At 36.0% G+C, this 3,087-nt stretch carries 2 protein-coding genes; both read right to left on the bottom strand.

Annotated elements, in window-relative coordinates; translation table 11 throughout:
* Positions 1-1,019 (bottom strand): microcin C ABC transporter permease YejB (locus A9G30_RS07885; protein WP_065588597.1); only part of this gene is annotated, 1,019 nt, incomplete at its 3' end.
* A 1-nt stretch (position 1,020) separates the two neighbouring features.
* Positions 1,021-2,973: an extracellular solute-binding protein gene (locus A9G30_RS07880; RefSeq protein WP_081295761.1), complete on the bottom strand. Its 1,953-nt coding sequence runs from the start codon at positions 2,971-2,973 to the stop codon at positions 1,021-1,023.
* Positions 2,974-3,087: the final 114 nt, after the last annotated feature.

The raw sequence follows: 3,087 nt of genomic DNA, 5'->3' as shown, positions 1-3,087 counted from the left end.
ATGAGCCCTATTAACGTAAAAATATACAAAGAACCAAAAATGACTGGATAGTCACGTTGAATAATAGCTTCATAACCCAATAAACCAAGCCCATTGAGCGAAAAGATAATTTCAATGAGTAACGACCCAGTAAATAAAATACCAACAAAAGCAGCAGGAAAGCCTGATACAATCAGTAACGTTGCATTACGAAAAACATGTTTATATATAATTTTTCGTTCACTTAAACCTTTAGCTCGTGCAGTAATGACATATTGTTTACGAATTTCATCTAAAAATGAGTTTTTAGTCAGCATGGTGAGCGAAGCAAAACCACCAATGACCATTGCAATGGTGGGCAAGCAAATATGCCATGCGTAGTCTTTCACTTTGCCCCAAAAATCAAGTTGTTCAAAATGATTTGAAATAAGCCCTCGTAGAGGGAAAATATCCCAATAACTACCGCCCGCAAACACCACAATTAGCAATACAGCTAATAAGAAAGGAGGTATAGCATAACCAATAATAATTAGTGTGCTTGTCCAAAAGTCAAATATAGAACCCTCTTTCGCCGCTTTACGAATGCCTAAAGGGATTGAAATTAGGTAAACAATTAGTGTGCTCCACAGCCCCAACGAAATCGAAACAGGTAAGCTTTTAACAATTAACCCTAATACCGATTCACTTTTAAAAAAACTATTGCCAAAATCGAATGAAATATACTTTTTGATCGTGTCAACATAACGTTCAAATATTGGTTTATCAAAACCATACTGTTTTTCAATCATTGCGACAACTTGTGGATCGAGCCCTCTTGATCCTCGATAGCTAGATTCATTCTTATACTGTTCAATTGATGTCGATGAACTAATGCTTCCGGGCAATAGTCCTTGTCCTGCTTGCGATCCATTTTCAATCATAGCAAGCGCCTGATCGACAGGCCCACCAGGGGCTACTTGCACAATAAAAAAATTGATAGTTAAAATCACAAATAATGTTGGAATAATCAATAGAAGTCGACGAATAAGATAATTGAGCATATTAATGTTTCCGATTTTTAGGCAGGCTAGCTGCTTTGTTAGCATCATACCACCAGCTATCAACGCCTATTGCATAAGTCGGTTGTATGGCTGGTTGCCCAAATTTGTTCCAGTATGCATAATACGTTTTACTGTTATACCACATTGGAATCATGGGGTACTCTTGCGTTAGAATTCGGTCAAGAGCTCGCCCTAGAGGGATTAATGCTTCTTGATTATCTACATTTTTGGTAATTTCAGCAATAATGCCATCAATCGCCTTGTTATGCAAACCCGATGCGTTCCACGATGAATTAAGATACTCGCTCCCCCAAAGTATCTGCAAATTAGAGTTTGGGTAATTGACGGCATAATAATCACGAGCAACCATATCATAATCACGCTCACGAACACGGCGTAATTGTTGTACTGAATCTAATAAGGTAATTTTCATGGTGATCCCTAAGCGCGCTAAATTTTGTTGGAAGGGAATTGCATACTTAATATCACTACCAAGATAACTAATCAGTTCAAATTCAAAAGGTTGCTGTGTTTTAGTGTTAATCAGTTTACCTTTTTTAATTACCCATCCAGCTTGTTTTAGTAATTCAGCAGCTATTAATAAATTATCACGATTAAAACCCAATCCATCACTTTTAGGTACATAATAAGCATTACCAAAAGCACGCTTTGGAATAATATCTTTATAAGCATTTAACCATTTTAGCTCTTGTTCGCTAGGCTTGCCGATTGCTGCATAGATTGTGTTTTCAAAAAAACTATAAGGCCTTTTGTAACTGTCATAATAAAATGCATGATTTAACCATTCAAAATCAAATGCCAGTGTGATTGCTTCACGCACTTTAACATCGTGAAACAGATCTTTTTGCAAATTAAACGCTAACCACTTAGTATCAGTTGCCGTTTGAACGGGTTTTTCTTGTTTAACAATGTGGTTAGCATCAAAATATTTTCCTTGATATTGAGTAAACCAGTTTTTAGGTTGATCTTCAGCTCGTAAATCATATTCACCTGCTTTAAAGGCTTCTAACGAGATATTATCATCCATATAATAGTCAATTCGTTTTTCGTCAAAATTATCTAACCCTTTATTAATCGGCAAATTACGTGCCCAATAATTGGGATTACGTCGATAAACAACATATTGCCCTAATTTATATTCGCTAATATAGTAAGGACCACTACCAATAGGTGGGGTGTTTAAAGGTTCAGCAAGATCATGATTCTGCCAAAAATGTTTTGGCATAACTCGCATGCTACCGACAAATGAAAATAATTTTTCACGATCAGAATTAGGGATATCAACACGCAAACGATAATTATCTATCACTTTAACGGTAATGCCTTTATTATAAACACGATATTGAGGCACACCTTCGGTCATAAATTTGTGAAAAGTAAACGCAACATCCTGTGCAGTAATTGGCTGATCATCTTGAAAACGAGCATTTGGGTTAATTGAAACTTCAGCCCAGCGATAACTATCAGAATAAGTTATTGAAGTAGCAATAAGTGGATAAAAACTGGTAATATCATCGGCAGTATTGGTAAAAAGTGTGTCATATAACGATCCCGAACTCCGCTCAGGAGCTCCTCGGCTAGCAAAACGATTAAAATTATCAAAAGAGCCAACTTCAGCTAGCTTAATCGCACCACCTTTAGGCGCATTTGGATTGACATAATCAAGATGTTGAAAATTAGCTGAATATTTAGGTTGACCTGAAAGTGAAAAAATCGTTTTATGATAAATTTTCTCAGTTATTTGGCTAGGACCAATAATATCAATTCGTTCATCCTCAGTTAATTGAACTGGGGCATTAACATCCTCGTTTAGATCAGTTTGAGGCTCTCGTTGTTCTTCATCGGCAAAAGCAGGCGCAGAACAAATAACTAGACTAGTTAGGCAACTCAAGATGAATAATGTTTTTATAGGTTGTTTAATTCGAATAATCATCCCAAATCCATTAGTAATTTATTTAACAATAGCGTGTTTATGCTACTTTTTTATTTTTAACATATCTAAATCATCTAAGGTGATAACACTCCCCTTAACTCAGGCTGTCTATTT

The organism is Gilliamella sp. Fer4-1 (assembly GCF_001690515.1).
Taxonomy (GTDB): domain Bacteria; phylum Pseudomonadota; class Gammaproteobacteria; order Enterobacterales; family Orbaceae; genus Gilliamella; species Gilliamella apicola_C.
Note: the sequence above shows the minus strand (reverse complement) of the source record. Positions and strands in the feature narration are given on the sequence as shown.